Consider the following 15,035-nt stretch of genomic DNA (forward strand, 5'->3'; position numbering starts at 1 on the left):
CCTCGCTGGCGATCGCCTTCGTCTCCGGCACCGTCATCTGGAATCTCTACCGCGGCCAGCGCTGAACGCCGTCGTGATCGAGATTCCGACCGACCTTCCCGCCGACCTCGTCCCGCTCTCGTGGCTGATCGGCGTGTGGGAGGGCACCGGCGTCATCGACTACGAGGCCGACGGTCGCACGTTCTCGGGCGAGTTCGCGCACCGCGTGAGCTTCAGTCATGACGGCGGCGACTTCCTGAACTATTCGGCGCACGCCTGGCTCCTCGACGGGGAGGAGCGTCGTGCCCTGGTGTCCGAAACCGGGTACTGGCGCGTCGCGCGACCCGCCACCGATGCCGACCCGGGTCCTGCTCTTCTTCCGCCGACCGCGACGGCACCGCGGCGGACGGCCGACGACGTCGAAGCGCTGCGTACCGCCGAGGGCGGCTTCCCGCTCGAGGTGAGCCTGGCCCATTCGGACGGCATCCTGGAGCTGTACCTCGGTCAGGTGCGGGGGCCCCGCATCGATCTGGCCAGCGACGCCGTCGTCCGCGCGGCCGGAGCCAAGTCGTACACGTCGGCGACGCGCCTGTACGGTCTGGTCGACGACCACCTCCTGTGGGCCTGGGACGTCTCGGCGTTCGGACGCGAGCTCGCGTCCCACGCGTCCGCTCGTCTGGCCCGGGCCGAATGATGGCCGCGCTGTCCGAAGTCCCTGGTGCCGTCGTCGACGACGGCGGTCTCCGTCACGTCGGCTCACCCCTCGCCGAGCAGCGGCGACTGGCATCCGGTGCCGCACTCGCTCCGCTGGGTGAGCGCGGGGTGCTGTCGGTCACGGGCCCCGACCGTCTGAGCTGGCTCGACTCGTTGTCGTCGCAGGCGCTCACCCACCTTCCGCCGGGCGTGTCGACCGAGATGCTCATCCTCGACCCGAACGGACGCGTGGAGCACGCCGCCGCAGTGATCGACGACGGTGAGACGGCGTGGCTGCTCGTGGACGCCGTGGACGCCGAGCCGCTCGGGGCGTGGCTGTCGCGTATGCGCTTCCGACTGCGGGTGGAGGTGCGCGACCGGTCCGACGAGCTGTCCGTGATCGGCGGGACGCGCGCCGCGGTCGGTGCGCTCACGCCGCTCTCGCCGACGGGTGTCGCCGTGGTGTGGGTCGACCCGTGGCCCGAGGTCGCTCCCGGCGGGTGGGCGTACGCCCGCGTCGACGATCACCCCGGTGCCGAGCGTGATTGGGCCGAAGCGGTGGTGGATGCCGCCGAGGCGGACCGCGTCGTCGCCGCGGCCGTGGCGGGCGAGATCGCCCTGGCCGGACGGGAGGCCGTCGAGGCCCTCCGGATCGCCGCTTGGCGCCCACGACGTGCGATCGACGCCGACGAGCGGCTGCTGCCGCACGAGATGGACTGGCTCCGCACCGCGGTGCACCTGTCGAAGGGCTGCTACCGCGGGCAGGAGACCGTCGCGAAGGTGCACAACCTCGGCCATCCGCCCCGTCGCGTCGTCGCCCTGCAGCTGGACGGCAGCGACAGCGTGCTGCCCGCGCGCGGCGACGTCGTCCGCGTCGGCGACGACGCGATCGGTGCGGTGACCTCGGTCGCCCTGCACTACGAAGAGGGGCCCATCGCGCTGGCCCTGGTCAAGCGCACGGCGCCGGCCGACGTGCCGTACGTCGTCGAGACCGCGGACGGACCGATCGCCGCGGCCGTCGAGACGGTGGTCCCCGCTGACGCCGGAGCCACCGCCGGCGTGCCGCGCCTGCCGCGCCTCGGTCGTCGTCGCGCCGCGGAATGACCGGCGAGGACTCCTCGACGACCGTCGGTGTCGTCCTGCCACGATCGCGCCTGCGCACGACGCTGCGCCGGCGGTGGGCGAGGGTGCGCGAGTCGCTGCCGGCCGTCGTCCAGATCGTCGTGGCCGCCACCGCCGCGTACGCGTTCGCGCACTTCGTGCTCGGCCACCCCGTCCCGCTCCTCGCGGCGACGGTCACGGTGTCCAGCCTGGGCCTCGTGCGCGATGCGCGGCCGTGGCGAGTCGCCGAGACCGTCGCGGGCATGCTCGTCGGCATCCTGCTCGCCGAGCTGGTCCTCCTGGTCGCCGGCGCCGGGTGGTGGCAGATCGCCCTCGCGATGTTCGTCACGCTCGTGGTGGCGCGGTTCCTGTCGCCGCAGCCGGGGTTCGCGCTGGCCGCCGTGGTGCAGTCGCTCATCGCGCTCGTCCTCGTGACCGGTGTTCCCTTCGTCCGGGTCGTCGACGGAGCCGTCGGGGGAGCGGCCGCCCTGCTGGTCACGGCGCTCATCCCGCGGACGCTGCGGCGTACCGAGCTCCGCGACGCCGACGAACTCTTCGATGCGTTCGATGTGGCCACCGCGACGATCGTGCGGGCGCTGCGACGCGGAGATCGCGCCCGCGCCGAGCGCGGACTCGAACGTGCTCGGGCGCTGCAGACGTACGTGGACGCGTGGAGTGGTTCTCTGGAATCCGGGCAGGAGGTCGCGCGCATCTCGCCGTTCCTGCGTCGTCAGCGCGCGGAGCTGGAACGGCACGCGCGTGTACGGGCCGCGATGGACCTCGCCACCCGCAACCTCCGCGTCGTCGCGCGACGCGCCGCATACCTGTGCGCCGATGGCCGGCCGCGAGCCGTACCCGCGGATCTCCTCGGCGAGATCGAGCGCGGCGCGGGTCTGGTCCGCGACGCCCTCGACGACGTCTCGATGGAGCCGGCTGCCCGCTCCGCGCTGGCCGCTCTGGCCACTCGTCTCGACCCGGCGGCGCTCCTGCCCGACGGCAACATCGGCGAGCTCAACCTCGTCTCGGCCCTCCGGCCGCTCACGGTCGACCTGCTCGTGGCGACCGGGATGCCGTTCACCGAGGCGCAGGCGCTGCTGCCGCGCGTCTGACCGGCGCCGGGGCCGTCGCTCGCCCTCAGGCGGGGGCGACGGCGCTCCAGTCGACGCCCACCTCGCCGAGGCGCCACCGCGACCGCCCGTGGACCGGCCACCCTTCGGCGGCCAGGGACTCGACAGCGGTCCGCCACCGATGCACCGGACCGAAGGGCGCGACCGCCGCGGCGCGATGCCACTCCCTCTGGAGGGCGGCGACGTAGTCGTGCACCCTCTCGCCGGGGACGTTGCGGTGGATCAGTGCCTTCGGCAGACGTTCGGCGAGGATCGCCGGATCCTCCAGCGCGGCGAGCCGGAGCGAGACGGTCAGAGTGCGGGGCACGGCATCCGCCCCCACCTCCACCCAGGTCACGACGCGACCGATCTCGTCGCACGTCCCCTCCACGAGGATGCCGCCGTGGGCGAGCCGTCCGCACATCCGCGCCCACGCGTCGGCGACGTCGGCTTCGTCGTACTGCCGCAGCACATTCATCGCCCGGATGATCACGGGGCGCCTGCCCCGAGGGGTGGGAACCTCGAAGCCGCCGAGCGCGAAGTCGAGGCCCGCGACGCCGGCGGCCTGTTCCCGGGCCCGGGTCACGCGCTCCGGATCGATCTCGAGACCCAGGACCGTGGCATCCGCTCGCACCCGGGTGATCCGCGCGTGCAGCTCCGTCGGTGTCACGGCGCTCGCGCCGAACCCGAGGTCGACGACGAAGGGATCCTCCGCCCGCCGGAGCACCGGATGCCGGGCGATCCAGCGGTCCACTCGACGCAGGCGATTCACGCCCGTCGTGCCGCGCGTGGGGCGGCCGACGGGGGAGGGGGTCACCCCCACAATGATGCCAGCCGTCCGGCTCCGGACCGGCCCGCTCGCGTCGCTAGCATGGAGTCATGCCTCACACGCTGATCCTCCTCCGCCACGGGCAGAGCGAGTGGAACAAGACCAACCAGTTCACCGGCTGGGTCGACGTCCGGCTCACCGACCAGGGGAAGGCCGAGGCCCAGCGCGGCGGCGAACTCCTGAAGGAGTCGGGCGTCCTGCCCGACGTGCTGCACACCTCGGTGCTCAGCCGCGCCATCCAGACGGCCAACATCGCCCTCGACGCGGCCGACCGGCTGTGGATCCCCGTGAAGCGCTCGTGGCGCCTGAACGAGCGGCACTACGGCGCGCTGCAGGGCAAGGACAAGGCCCAGACGCTCGAGGAGTTCGGCAACGAGCAGTTCATGCTCTGGCGTCGGTCGTTCGACGTGCCGCCGCCGGCGCTGCCCGCCGACGACCCGTACAGCCAGGTCGGCGACCCGCGCTACGTCGGCATCGACGGCGAAGTGCCCGACACCGAGTCGCTGAAGATCGTCATCGACCGCATGCTGCCCTACTGGCACAGCGACATCGTTCCCGACCTGCAGGCAGGCAAGACGGTCCTCGTCACGGCGCACGGCAACTCGCTCCGCGGGCTCGTGAAGCACCTCGAGGGCATCAGCGACGCCGACATCGCGGAATTGAACATCCCGACCGGCATCCCCCTCGTCTACCGCCTCGGCGATGACCTGAAGCCGCTCGGCCCCGGCGAGTACCTCGACCCCGAAGCCGCCGCAGCCGGTGCCGCTGCCGTCGCGGCGCAGGGCAAGAAGTAACGCCCGCGCGGACGAGAAGGGGGTGGATGCCACTGGCATCCACCCCCTTCGACGTCTGCGGCGTCAGACCACCGGCGTCGGGGTGACCTCGTCGTCGGCGCCGGCCCAATCGCCCGTGGCGAGGTAGACCACCTTCTTGGCGACCGAGACGGCGTGGTCGGCGAAGCGCTCGTGATAGCGGCTGGCGAGGGTCGCATCGACCGTGGCCGTGGCCTCACCCTTCCAGGAGTCGCCGAGGACCTTTTCGAAGACGCTGACGTGCAGTTCGTCGATGTCGTCGTCGGCGTCGCGGATCTCTTCGGCGATGCGGAGATCCTGCGTGCGGAGCAGCTCGGCGAGACGGCGCGCCACCTGGACGTCGAGTTCGCCCATGCGGGTGAACGTGCCCTTGAGGCCCTTCGGGATCGCGCGCTCGGGGAAGCGCGAGCGCGCCAGCTGTGCGATGTGCTCGGCCATGTCGCCCATCCGTTCGAGCGACGCGCTCACGCGCAGGGCCGTGACGACGATGCGCAGGTCGCGCGCGACCGGCTGCTGACGGGCGAGGATCTCGATCGCGAGCTCGTCGAGGGCCACGGCCTTCTCGTCGATGATCGCGTCGGCCTCGATGACCTCCTCGGCGAGGGAGACGTCGCTCGTGCCGAAGGCGCGGGTCGCGCGGTCGATGGCGACCGCGACCAGATCGGCGATCTCGACCAGTCGACTCTGGACGTCCTCGAGGGACTGGTGGAACACTTCGCGCATCGCGATACCTTCCTCGTCGGCGGCACGGCACACATACGTCCCGCGACCCTCGGGGATTCTTCCCAGCGAAGGTTAACGAGTGGTGCTGTGACAGTGAATAGTAGCCGCTCGGTGTGGCCGGCCCCGTCTGAACGGCAGGTGACGTCGGACGGGCGGCTCTACGCTGGAGCCATGGACCACACGCAGCTCTCGCTGCTCGCGCTCCTCGTGGGTGTCATCGTCGGGGGCTCCGTCGTGATCCTCATCGTCCTCGCGCAGCGCGCCCGGGACCGGGCTCTTGCCCAGGGGTCGTCGCAGCTCCCCGAGGGCGTGCCGGCCATGCTCGGAGCGCTCGAGGACCCCGCCGTCGTGTGCGACACGTCCGCCACGGTGCTCGCGCTCTCGCCCGCGGCCGAGGTCTTCGGTCTGGATGCCGGCAGCGTCATCGCCGACGAGGATCTACGCCGTGTCGCGCGGGCGGCGCGCGAGAACGGCGCCCCCGTCAGTGAGAAGCTCCGGCTGCGCCGGGGAGCGGCTCCGGCCGAGCCCCGTCTCGTCTCCGTGCGCGCCGCGCCCGTGTCGCCGCGGCTCGTGCTGCTGGTCCTGCGCGATATCACCGAACGCGAACGCGTCGAGGAGATGCGGCGCGACTTCGTGGCCAACACCAGCCATGAGCTGAAGACGCCGGTGGGGGCGGTCAGCCTGCTGGCGGAGGCGATCGAGTCCGCTGCCGACGACCCGGCGCAGGTGCAGTACTTCTCCGGCCGTCTGCAGGCCGAGATCCAGCGGCTGTCGGCGTTGACCAATCGCATCCTGAGCCTGTCCCGTCTCCAGGCCTCGGACGAACTCAGTGAGGTGCGCGACGTCTCGATCGACGAGGTGGTCACGGCGGCGATCGAATCTCACACGATCCAGGCCGACTCCGCGCAGGTCACCGTCGTGCGCGGGGGAACCAAGGGGCTCTGGGTGCGCGGCGAGCCGCAGATCCTCACCGAGGCGCTCGGCAACCTGATCGCCAACGCCATCGCCTACTCCCCGCAGGGGTCGAAAGTGGGTGTCGGCGTGAAGCTCGACGAGGACGTCGTCGAGATCGCCGTGACCGATCGGGGGATCGGCATCCCCGAGAGCGATCAGCACCGCGTGTTCGAGCGGTTCTACCGAGCCGACCAGGCTCGCTCGCGCCGCACCGGCGGGACGGGCCTGGGCCTGTCGATCGTCAAGCACGCCGTGCAGCGTCACGGCGGCGAGGTCCGCCTGTGGTCACGGCCCGAGCGCGGTTCCACATTCACCATCCGTTTACCCCGGTCCGAGGCGCCCGACCTCGACCTCGTCCGCCCGAAGGCCCGGCGCAAGAGCCGCAAGACCGGCTCCGCCGCTCGCCCCGCACCCGTGAAGGGAGACACCGCATGACCCGTGTTCTGATCGTCGAGGACGAGCCGGATCTCGCCGACCCGCTCGCCTACCTCTTGCGGAGGGAGGGGTACGAGGTCGAGATCGCCGAGGACGGTGCCCTCGCCCTCGCCGCGTTCCGCGACCGCGGGGCCGACATCCTTCTGCTGGATCTCATGCTCCCCGGGATGCCGGGGACCGAGGTGTGCCGCCAGCTGCGTCTGACCTCGCAGGTGCCGATCATCATGCTGACCGCGAAGGACTCGGAAGTTGACATCGTCGTGGGGCTCGAGCTCGGCGCCGACGACTACGTCACGAAGCCGTACTCGACGCGCGAGCTCCTCGCCCGCATGCGCGCGGTGCTGCGCCGTCGCAGCCCCGAGGAGTCGGACATCGACGAACGCATCCTCACCGGAGGCCGTGTGACCCTCGACATCGATCGGCACACCGTCTCGGTCGACGGCGGCGAGATCAACATGCCGCTCAAGGAGTTCGAACTCCTCGAGGTGCTCATGCGCAACGCCGGCCGTGTGCTCACGCGCGGACAGCTCATCGATCGCGTGTGGGGGACCGACTACTTCGGTGACACCAAGACGCTCGACGTCCACATCAAGCGCATCCGTTCGCGCATCGAGCAGAGCCCGAGCGAGCCGTCGATGCTGGTGACCGTGCGCGGTCTGGGATATCGCTTCGAGGCCTGACGTCCGCGGGGACGACGAAGGCGCCGACGGAAGCCCGTCGGCGCCTTCGTCGTGAAGATCAGGAGGACGGCGTCGGAGACGGCGTCACCGAGGGCGTCGGGGACGGCTCGACGAGGCGCGTGGGCGTCGGAGTGGGGGCGAGCGGGCTCAGGTACTCGAGTGCGCCGTCGAGCACCGGAACCTGGACGAGAGCGCCCTCGCCGTCGCCGGACTGGAAGAACACCGGGACCGTGGAGCCGGGCGCGCCCTCGAAGCCCTCGAGGGCGAGCGGCTCGACGTCGTCGGCCAGGTCTCCCAGGCTCAGCGTGCGGCCGGCCGGAACGTTCACCGAGGCGCTGATGGCACTGCTGCCTTCGCCGACTTCGAGGCGCAGGGTCTGCGTCTCGGTGGTGTCGTTCACGACAGCCGCGACGAAGTTGCCGGCGGTGCCCTCTTCGTCGGCGACGATGAGGGCGTTGCGCACCTGCAGCGGGCCGGACTCGGGCACGTTGACCCCGTCGGAGGCGGAGTAGTCGATGGTCGTCGCCTGGGGTGCAACGAGGTTGCATCCCGTCGTTCCGAGAACGACGGCGGCACCAACGGCCAGGGACGCGAACAGGCGCGTTTTCACGGATCCTCCCGGAACGACAGACGGCATCCAGATCATCCTACGGGGTCGGGGCGCGCGGCCCGCCCGCCAGCGGCCCTCGCGCGCGCGAGGAGGCGCGCGGAGACAGGGAAGAGAGGGTGGGGCGGAACCTTAGCGCATCGGGGCCTGTGGTATCCTGGATGTTGCCGAAAGGACATAACTCCATGCTTTTTGAGGTTGGCGAGACCGTCGTTTACCCGCACCATGGCGCGGCCACGATCATCGAGGTCAAAGAACGCGTCATCAAGGGCGAGACGAAGAAGTACCTGAAGCTCAACGTCACGCAGGGCGACCTGGTCATCGAGGTCCCCGCCGACAACGTCGACCTCGTCGGCGTCCGCGACGTGATCGGCAAAGAGGGTCTCGACCGCGTGTTCGAGGTGCTGCGCGCACCCTTCACCGAGGAGCCGACCAACTGGTCGCGTCGCTACAAGGCGAACCTCGAGAAGCTGGCTTCCGGTGACGTCATCAAGGTGAGCGAGGTCGTGCGCGACCTGTGGCGCCGCGATCAGGACCGCGGTCTCTCCGCCGGCGAGAAGCGCATGCTGGCCAAGGCTCGGCAGATCCTCGTCTCCGAGCTCGCCCTGGCCGAGAAGACCGACGAAGACCGTGCGAGCGTCGTGCTCGACGAGGTCCTCGCCTCCTGACGTCTCGACGGGGTCCGGTGTACGACCGCGCTAGCGTGGTCAGGTGACTCTCGCTCCCGTTCCGCGTCTCGCGGTCATCGTCGTCGCGGCCGGCTCCGGCACACGCCTGAACGGCGGCGCTCCCAAGGCGTTCGTCGGTCTCGACGAGCACACGATCCTTCGTCACGCTCTGCGAGGCGTGTTCGCCGCGCCGAGGGCGCAGATCGTCGTGGTCGTTCCGTCCGGCTTCGAGGGCGCTGCGCTGACCGACGCGCGCGAGGTCGCCGGCGACCGCGCCGAACTCGTGTCCGTCGTCACCGGTGGAGCGACGCGTCAGTCGTCGGTCGCCGCGGGCCTGGCCGCGCTGTGGGCCGATGTCGACACGGTCCTCGTGCACGATGCGGCGCGCGCCCTCACGCCCCCGTCGGTGTTCGAGCGTGTCGTCGCGGCCCTCGCCGGCGGTGCCGACGCCGTCATCCCGGCCGTTCCCGTCGTCGACACCATCAAGCGTGTGGATGCCGCGGGCGCCATCGTCGCGGCCGTCGACCGTTCCGAACTGGCCGCCGCACAGACCCCGCAGGGGTTCCGGCGCGAGGTGCTGGTGGAGGCAGCGACGTCCGCCGACGCCGACCACACCGACGACGCCGCTCTGGTGGCCGCCGCGGGGCACCCCGTGATCACGGTCGCGGGGGACGCGGCATCCTTCAAGATCACCACCGGACCCGACCTGGACCGCGCGCGGGCGCTGCTCTCGCAGACGCGGTCGGTCGCACCGCCGACCCCACCCATGCCGCGATCGCCCCGCGTGGGGATCGGTACCGATGTGCATGCCTTCGGGGGTGAGGGCACGCTGTGGCTCGCGGGCCTGGAATGGCCGGGGGAGCCCGCGCTGTCGGGGCACTCCGACGGGGACGCCGTCGCACACGCCGTCGTCGACGCGCTGCTGGCCGCTGCCGGGCTCGGCGACATCGGCGAGCACTTCGGCACCGATCGTCCCGAGTTCGCCGGCGCCCACGCCGAAGCGTTCCTCGCCCACACCCGGAACCTCTTGGGCGCGGCGGGCTGGCGCATCGGCAACGTCTCCGTCCAGGTGCAGGCTCAGCGTCCCCGCTTCTCGGCCCGCCGCGGTGAGGCCGAACGCGTGCTCTCGGCGGCGCTGGGCGGTGCGCCGGTGTCGGTGAGCGCCACGACGACGGACGGCCTCGGCTTCACGGGGCGCGCCGAGGGTGTCGCGGCGTTCGCGACGGCACTCGTCGTTCCGGCCTAGATCTCTCGCGTCATGAAGGTCGAGAGCGGGTCGGGTCGGTAGGAGCCGAACGCGGCGCACTCGACGAACCCTTCGCTCGCGTAGAGGCCGCGTGCGGCCACGAAATCGTCGCCGCTGCCGGTTTCGAGCCACAAGCTCCGGATGCCGCGCTCCCTCGCCTCGGCCATGATGTGCCGGAGGATCGACCGGCCGACACCCTGGCCGAGGAAGCGGTCGGTGACGCGCATGGACTTCAGTTCGCCGGCGTCTTCGCCCCACGGCGCCAGGGCCCCGATTCCGGCGAGCTCGCCGTCGACGCGCGCGGACCACAGCAGCGCGCCGTTGTCGACGAGGGCGTCGGCGTCGAGCGCGTGGCAGCTCTCGGGCGGGGTGTTCGCGAGCATGCCGGACACGTGGGCTGTCACGAGGGCACGGGTGTCGGCGACGGAGACGTCGTCGAGTCGGATCTCCAGCGGCATGCGGCGAGCCTATCGCCGCCGTGTTTCGGGCACGGGTCGCCGTCAGGGGCGGCCGGTAGGCTTGTGCGGTGACCGTTCGGCTGTATGACACGAAAGCGCAGGCTCTGCGCGACTTCGTCCCCGTCGACCCCGCGAACGTCACGATGTACGTCTGCGGCCCCACCGTCCAGTCCGGCCCGCACATCGGTCACGTCCGCGCCGCCCTGGCCTTCGACCTGCTCCGGCGCTGGCTGGAGTACCGCTTCGACCGGGTGACGTTCGTGCGCAACGTGACCGACATCGACGACAAGGTGCTCGCCAATGCCACCGACACCGAGCCGTGGTGGGCGTTGGCGTATCGCATGGAGCTGGAGTTCTCACGCGCCTACGCCGCCGTCGGCATCCTCCCCCCGACGTACGAGCCGCGAGCGACCGCCTCCGTGGCGCAGATGCAGGAGCTCATCGCCGACCTCATCGAGCGTGGGCACGCCTACGCCGCGGCCGGCGACGTCTACTTCGATGTGCGTTCGTGGCCCGCGTACGGCGAGCTGACGCGCCAGAGCGTGGATGCCATGGAGTCCGCCGCCGACGCCGACCCGCGTGGCAAGCGCGACCCGCGCGACTTCGCCCTGTGGAAAGGCGCGAAAGAGGGTGAGCCCGCCTCTGCGACGTGGGTGTCGCCATGGGGCGCGGGACGACCGGGCTGGCACATCGAATGCTCCGCGATGTCGCGGCGCTACCTCGGCCCCGAGTTCGACATCCACGGCGGCGGCCTCGACCTGCGCTTCCCGCACCACGAGAACGAGATCGCGCAGTCCACCGCCGCCGGTGATCCGTTCGCGCGCTACTGGGTGCACAACGGGCTCGTCACCGTGGACGGGCAGAAGATGTCGAAGTCGCTCGGCAATTTCACCCTCGCCGCCGACGTGCTTGCCGAGCGCGACCCCCGGGTCGTGCGGTACGCGCTCGCCGCGGCGCACTACCGCTCGAACCTCGACATCTCCGACCGCGCCTTCGCCGAGGCCGCGAGCGCTCTCGACCGCATCGACACGTTCCGCGGTCGCGCGATGCGCGTGACGGATGCCGCGACCCTCCCGCCCGCGGGGGTCCCCGCCGCCTTCGCCGACGCCCTCGACGACGATCTCGGCGTTCCGCAGGCCCTTGCGGTGCTGCACGAGACCGTTCGGATGGGGAACACGGCCATCGACGCGGGCGACCTTCCCGCGGCGGCGGAGGCGGCGCGGGCGACGACGGCCATGATGGACGTCCTCGGGCTCGACATGGATGCCGAGCCCACCGCCGCGGGCGGCGCCGACGCGGCGCTCGACGCGCTCGTCGCCGAACTGATCGCGCAGCGCGCCCGCGCGCGCGCCGACAAAGACTGGGCCGCTGCCGATCGCATCCGCGATGCGATCGCCGCCGCCGGAATCACGCTGGAGGACACTCCGGCCGGAACCCATTGGAGTATCGAATGAGCAAGCCTGGACGGCCCGGCGCCCGCAAGCCCGGCAAGAAGAAGGGTCCGCTCAAGGGCACCGGCGGGCACTCCCGCAAGGCGCTCGAGGGCAAGGGCCCCACGCCGAAGGCCGAAGACCGCAGCTGGCACGTCGCCGGCAAGCGCAAGGCGGCGCAGGAGCGCTACGCCGCCGCCGGCGGCAAGGGCAAGCCGGGCGTTCGCCCGGTCGGATCCTCGCAGGGCCGTGCGCGGCCGAAGCAGTCCGACGACACCGAGACCGTCACCGGTCGCAACTCGGTGCTGGAGGCCCTGCGCGCGAAGATCCCCGCGACGGCGTTCTACATCGCGCAGCGCGTCGAGATGGACGACCGCGTCAAGGAGATGCTCTCGATCGCCACCCACCGCGGCATCCCGGTTCTCGAGGTGACGCGCCCCGAGCTCGATCGCATGGCCGGTTTCGACGGCGTGCACCAGGGCGTCGCGCTGAAGGTCCCGCCCTACGAGTACGCGCACCCGCAGGACATGCTGGAGGAGATCATCGAGCGCGGCGAGCTTCCGCTCATCGTGGCGCTCGACGGTGTGACCGACCCGCGCAACCTCGGCGCGATCATCCGGTCGACCGCCGCGTTCGGCGGTCAGGGACTCGTCCTCCCGCAGCGGCGTTCGGCGAGCGTGAACTCGGCCGCGTGGAAGACCAGTGCGGGTGCGGCCGCGCGCGTGCCGGTGGCGCTCGCCGCCAACCTCACCGCCACGCTCAAGGAGTTCAAGAAGCAGGGCGTGTTCATCCTCGGCCTCGCCGGCGACGGAGAGGTCTCGCTTCCGGAGCTGCAGCTCGCGGACCGCCCCGTCGTGATCGTCGTGGGTTCCGAGGGCAAGGGTCTCTCGCGCCTGGTGACCGAGACGTGCGACCAGGTCGTGTCGATCCCGATCTCGGCGGCCACCGAGTCGCTCAACGCCGGCATCGCGGCCTCCGTCGCCCTGTACCAGGTGTCGACGCTGCGCAACGCGGGCTGAATCCACCGCAGATCCTGCTGTGAATCGTGTCGGTTCGGGCGTCAGCGCTTCGTGTGGGCGCCGGCAACCGGCACGCTGGGGAGAGACGTCCGCACGAGGATGCGGACCGGAGGAAAGGAACACCCGTGGCCCGTATCGCTGTCATCGGAGGGACCGGCTACGCCGGTAGTCACATCGTCGCCGAGGCCGTCCGCCGTGGACACACGGTCGTCTCCGTCGCCCGTTCGGTTCCCGCCGAGCGTGTGGAGGGTGCGACGTACATCGAGGGCACGGTCCTGGACGTCCCGGGTCTCATCGCCGAGCTCGAGGGCGTCGACGTCGTGGTCTCGGCCGTCGCCCCGCGCGGCGACATGCTCGGCAAGCTCCGACCCGCGGTCGCGGACCTGAACTCCGTCCTGCCCGAGAGTGTCCGCCTGGGCGTCGTCGGCGGGGCCGGGGGATCGCTCGTCGCCGAGGGCGGCCCGCGCCTCATCGACACCGACGGCTTCACCGACGAGTACAAGCCCGAGGCATCCGAAGCCATCGGCATCCTGGAGGACCTGCGGGCGGATTCGTCCGGCCGCGACTGGTTCTACGTGCACCCCGCCGGCGGCTTCGGCGCGTGGGCTCCGGGGGAGCGCACCGGGACCTACCGCGACGGCGGCCACGTCCTCGTCGTCGACGACAAGGGAGACTCGTTCATCTCGGGGGCCGACTTCGCCGTCGCTGTGCTCGACGAGATCGAGAGCCCGAAGCACTCGCGAGACAACTTCGCCGTCGGCTACTGACCGACGCGTCACACGGACGGCGGCGCCGTCCCCACCGGGGCGGCGCCGTCGTCCGTCTGTCAGACCAGGTCTCGCCAGTCCACCGTGTCGGTGTCGGTCGTGGGGACTTCCCCCGTCTCCGGCGCCGCGGCGTCGGAGATCGTCGCGAGCGACATCGTGTCGGTGGGGGGACCCATGACGGTGGCCTCGTCGCGGCGGTGGCTCAGGACGTCGTCGATGTACGACGTCACCACTTCGGCCAGGGGCACGGACCGGCCGCGCGCCTGCGACATGTACCAGCGGTGCTCGAGCACCTGATGGAACACCTCGGCGGGCTCCAGTTTGGCTCGCAGGTCGAACGGGATCGCCATGACGATGGGCTCGAACACGCGCGTCAGCCACTCGTGCGCGACCATCTCCTCGTCGGCGCCGAGACGCGACACGCGTGCGCGGAACTCGTCCAGGTCGTTCAGCAACCGCCGGGCCTGGTTCTCCTCGACGTCGAGGCCGGTCAGGCGCAGGAGGCGCCGCTGGTGGTGGCCGGCGTCCACGACCTTCGGCTGAATCGAGACGCGAGTGCCGTCTCCGACGGTCTGGATCGACATCTCGCCGATGTCGAAGCCCAGCGCGTTCAGGCGGTGCACCCGCTCGGTGATGCGCCATGACTCGTCGACGGCGAACGTCTCCTTGTCGGTGAGCGCCCCCCACAGCGAGTGGTACGACGAGACGAGCCCGTCGGCGATGGCGATGGCGTCCACCCCGCCCTCGAGGCGTCCGCCGGCTTCGAGGTCCATGATCTCGCCGGCGATGTTCGTGCGCGCGATGTCGAGATCGTGCGCGCGCTGGCCGTTGGTGAGGCGATTGCCGTGCAGCTCGCCCGTCTCGGCATCCACGAGGTAGGCGGCGAACTCCCCGGCGTCGCGCCGGAACAGGGTGTTCGACAGCGACACGTCGCCCCAGTAGAAGCCCACGTTGTGCAGCCGCACGAGCAGCACGGCCAGGGCATCGACGAGGCGGGTCGCCGTGTGCGGACGCAGGACCTGGGTGAACAGGGCGCGGTAGGGGAGGGAGAAACGCAGGTGTGCGGTGACCAAGGCGGCGGGGAGCGGGCGGCCTGAGGCATCCGTCCGCCCGGCGATCACCGCGACCCTGTCGACGCAGGGCGCGGCCAGGCGGTCCAGGTTGCCGAGCATGTCGTACTCGCGGCGCGCCATCTCTTCGGTGGTCTCCTTGATGGCGACGACGCGTCCCGAGAGGTTCGCGAAGCGCACGAGGTGACGCGAGATGCCCTTGGGGAGGGCGACGATGTGCGAGCTCGGCCAGTCGGCGAGACCGGTCGACCAGGGCAGCTGCAGAAGCCCCGGGTCGACGGTGCGGGCGGTGATGCTGAGGGATTCGGCCACGGTTCCTCCGGGGAAAACGGGGGCGGGGGGGGGGGGGGGGGGGGGGGGGGGGGGCCGCCCCCGCCCGCGGGGGGGCGCGGGGGGCGGGCGCGGAGGGGGGGGGGGGGGGGGGGGGCGCCGCCCCCGGGGCGACGACGCACAGCCGG

The 15,035-nt window shown here is 71.4% G+C and carries 16 protein-coding genes; 11 read left to right on the plus strand and 5 right to left on the minus strand.

Translation table 11 applies throughout. The annotated features are described in order from the left end of the window. Positions 1-73 precede the first annotated feature (73 nt). Genes LL239_RS15530 through LL239_RS15540 form a run of 3 tightly spaced genes read left to right on the plus strand, consistent with a single transcriptional unit; the run spans position 74 to position 2,882 of the window. Positions 74-673, plus strand: coding sequence for an FABP family protein (locus LL239_RS15530; RefSeq protein WP_228164354.1), 600 nt, complete (start codon positions 74-76; stop codon positions 671-673). Beyond that, complete coding sequence (ygfZ, locus tag LL239_RS15535; protein WP_228164355.1) at positions 673-1,776, plus strand: CAF17-like 4Fe-4S cluster assembly/insertion protein YgfZ; 1,104 nt, start codon at positions 673-675, stop codon at positions 1,774-1,776. The genes LL239_RS15530 and ygfZ overlap by 1 nt, the downstream gene beginning before the upstream one ends. Continuing rightward, entirely contained in the window at positions 1,773-2,882 is a 1,110-nt protein-coding gene (locus tag LL239_RS15540) for an FUSC family protein (protein ID WP_228164357.1), read from the plus strand. The genes ygfZ and LL239_RS15540 overlap by 4 nt, the downstream gene beginning before the upstream one ends. 25 nt (positions 2,883-2,907) lie before the next feature. Here LL239_RS15540 and LL239_RS15545 read toward each other — a convergent pair whose 3' ends face one another. Further along, complete coding sequence (locus tag LL239_RS15545; protein WP_228164358.1) at positions 2,908-3,696, minus strand: class I SAM-dependent methyltransferase; 789 nt, start codon at positions 3,694-3,696, stop codon at positions 2,908-2,910. 62 nt (positions 3,697-3,758) lie between these two features. On the opposite strand from LL239_RS15545, the gene LL239_RS15550 reads away from it, so the two are divergent. Then, a complete protein-coding gene (locus tag LL239_RS15550; RefSeq protein ID WP_228164359.1) occupies positions 3,759-4,502 on the plus strand; it encodes a phosphoglyceromutase in 744 nt (247 codons plus the stop codon). 63 nt (positions 4,503-4,565) lie between these two features. Here LL239_RS15550 and phoU read toward each other — a convergent pair whose 3' ends face one another. Beyond that, positions 4,566-5,243 (minus strand): phosphate signaling complex protein PhoU, encoded by a 678-nt coding sequence (gene phoU, locus LL239_RS15555; protein ID WP_228164360.1) that lies wholly within the window; start codon positions 5,241-5,243, stop codon positions 4,566-4,568. A 171-nt stretch (positions 5,244-5,414) separates the two neighbouring features. Between phoU and LL239_RS15560 the strand changes: the two genes are divergently transcribed. Continuing rightward, a complete protein-coding gene (locus LL239_RS15560; protein ID WP_228164361.1) occupies positions 5,415-6,632 on the plus strand; it encodes a sensor histidine kinase in 1,218 nt (405 codons plus the stop codon). Then, positions 6,629-7,312, plus strand: a complete 684-nt coding sequence (locus tag LL239_RS15565; RefSeq protein ID WP_228164362.1) for a response regulator transcription factor — start codon at positions 6,629-6,631, stop codon at positions 7,310-7,312. Before LL239_RS15560 ends, LL239_RS15565 begins: the two co-directional genes overlap by 4 nt. Before the next feature lie 58 nt (positions 7,313-7,370). Here the strand turns inward: LL239_RS15565 and LL239_RS15570 are convergent, their stop codons facing one another. After that, a complete protein-coding gene (locus LL239_RS15570; RefSeq protein WP_228164363.1) occupies positions 7,371-7,922 on the minus strand; it encodes a DNA modification methylase in 552 nt (183 codons plus the stop codon). 182 nt (positions 7,923-8,104) lie between these two features. Here LL239_RS15570 and LL239_RS15575 point away from each other — a divergent pair, with 182 nt between their 5' ends. Continuing rightward, positions 8,105-8,587 (plus strand): CarD family transcriptional regulator, encoded by a 483-nt coding sequence (locus LL239_RS15575; RefSeq protein WP_056229249.1) that lies wholly within the window; start codon positions 8,105-8,107, stop codon positions 8,585-8,587. 43 nt (positions 8,588-8,630) lie between these two features. After that, positions 8,631-9,833 carry a 2-C-methyl-D-erythritol 4-phosphate cytidylyltransferase gene (gene ispD, locus LL239_RS15580; protein WP_228164364.1) on the plus strand — a complete coding sequence of 401 codons (1,203 nt, stop codon included), beginning with the start codon at positions 8,631-8,633 and terminating at the stop codon, positions 9,831-9,833. Here ispD and LL239_RS15585 read toward each other — a convergent pair. Next, on the minus strand, positions 9,830-10,291 hold the full coding sequence (locus LL239_RS15585; RefSeq protein ID WP_228164365.1) for a GNAT family N-acetyltransferase: 462 nt from the start codon (positions 10,289-10,291) through the stop codon (positions 9,830-9,832). The two genes, ispD and LL239_RS15585, sit on opposite strands and share 4 nt — an antisense overlap. A 68-nt stretch (positions 10,292-10,359) precedes the next feature. On the opposite strand from LL239_RS15585, the gene cysS reads away from it, so the two are divergent. From cysS to LL239_RS15600, 3 genes are all read left to right on the plus strand, one after another. After that, positions 10,360-11,745, plus strand: coding sequence for a cysteine--tRNA ligase (cysS, locus tag LL239_RS15590; RefSeq protein ID WP_228164366.1), 1,386 nt, complete (start codon positions 10,360-10,362; stop codon positions 11,743-11,745). Next, positions 11,742-12,740, plus strand: a complete 999-nt coding sequence (gene rlmB, locus LL239_RS15595; RefSeq protein ID WP_228164367.1) for a 23S rRNA (guanosine(2251)-2'-O)-methyltransferase RlmB — start codon at positions 11,742-11,744, stop codon at positions 12,738-12,740. The genes cysS and rlmB overlap by 4 nt, the downstream gene beginning before the upstream one ends. Positions 12,741-12,865: 125 nt before the next feature. Continuing rightward, positions 12,866-13,507 carry an NAD(P)-dependent oxidoreductase gene (locus LL239_RS15600; protein WP_228164368.1) on the plus strand — a complete coding sequence of 214 codons (642 nt, stop codon included), beginning with the start codon at positions 12,866-12,868 and terminating at the stop codon, positions 13,505-13,507. A gap of 59 nt (positions 13,508-13,566) precedes the next feature. Here LL239_RS15600 and LL239_RS15605 read toward each other — a convergent pair whose 3' ends face one another. Next, positions 13,567-14,889: a DUF4032 domain-containing protein gene (locus LL239_RS15605; protein ID WP_228164369.1), complete on the minus strand. Its 1,323-nt coding sequence runs from the start codon at positions 14,887-14,889 to the stop codon at positions 13,567-13,569. Positions 14,890-15,035 lie beyond the last annotated feature (146 nt).

It is taken from the genome of Microbacterium testaceum (assembly GCF_020781835.1).
Classification (GTDB): domain Bacteria; phylum Actinomycetota; class Actinomycetes; order Actinomycetales; family Microbacteriaceae; genus Microbacterium; species Microbacterium testaceum_H.